General features: G+C 69.8%; 1 protein-coding gene and 1 pseudogene. One reads left to right on the plus strand and one right to left on the minus strand.

Annotated features, from left to right (window positions below):
• A pseudogene (locus AC1DY5_RS56650) lies at positions 1 to 285 on the plus strand (hypothetical protein); the annotation flags it as partial.
• Here AC1DY5_RS56650 and AC1DY5_RS56655 read toward each other — a convergent pair.
• Positions 237 to 1,117: sigma 54-interacting transcriptional regulator (locus AC1DY5_RS56655; RefSeq protein WP_478122874.1), on the minus strand; the 881-nt coding region annotated here is incomplete at its 5' end. The pseudogene AC1DY5_RS56650 and the gene AC1DY5_RS56655 overlap by 49 nt on opposite strands.

Below are 1,117 nucleotides of genomic sequence, written 5' to 3' on the forward strand. Positions count from 1 at the left end.
CTGCAGCGGCAGGTGCTGGCGCAGGCCCGCGAACAACTCGGATTGGCCGGGCTGCAGGCGGTGTCGACCGTGGTCGAGCGGCGCGCCACCTTCGCCTGCGCGCCGGGGCTGCTGCGCCCGCCGCAGCAGATCGCCGAGGGCCTGCTGGCCTGCGGCGACCATGTCGATGGGCCCTATCCGGCCACCCTCGAAGGCGCGGTGCGCAGCGCCATCGCCGCCGTCCAGGCGCTCGACGCTCAGGCGCGACCGGCGGGCTYGCCGGCGCCGGACCAATCGGCGCGGTAGCCGGCGCCCGCCGTCTTGATCATGGCATCGAGCGGGTCTCCGATCCGCGCCGAAGGTGTCGGACGAATCACCGGCGCGGCCGCAGGCCAGGCCGCCGCCGGCTGGAGGCGGGACTCCGACTCGAGTGCGATGCCGTGCTTTTCCATCAGGCGGTACAAGGTCATGCGCGAAACGCCGAGTTCGCGCGCGGCATGCGTGATGTTGCGTCCGACCCGCGTCAGCGTGAGGCTGATCACATCGCGCTCGGCCGTCATGCGTGCGATGTCCAGCCCCATGCCGGCCACGTTCTCGACCGCCTCCAGGCCGAGGTCGGCCGGCCCGATCAAGCGTCGGTCGGTCATGACCACCGCGCGCTGGACGCGGTTGAACAACTCGCGGACATTGCCCGGCCAGCCGTGCGCGAGCATCGCGGCCAGCGCCTGTCGGCTGAATCCCCTGACGCGAGTCCGGCTCTTGACGGTGCAACGCTGGAAGAAGTACTCGGCCAGGATCGGCACGTCCTCCATGCGCCGGCGCAGCGGAGCGACATCGATCGACAACACGTTGAGCCGATAGAACAGGTCTTCCCGGAACTGCCCCACCGCCACGGCCTCAGCCAGGTCGACGTGCGACGCCGCCACGACCCGCACATCGACATGAATATTGCGCACCCCGCCCACCCGGCTGATCGTCTTCTCCTGCAGGAAGCGCAACAGGTTGGTCTGAAGTTCGAGCGGCAGGTCGCCGATCTCGTCGAGAAAGATCGTGCCGTCGCTGGCTGCCTCGATGAGCCCGCGCCGTTCCGACGAGGCGCCGGTGAAGGCGCCGCGCTCATGACCGAACAGTTCGGACT

The sequence above is a fragment of the Variovorax sp. P4_D9 genome (genome assembly GCF_056401695.1).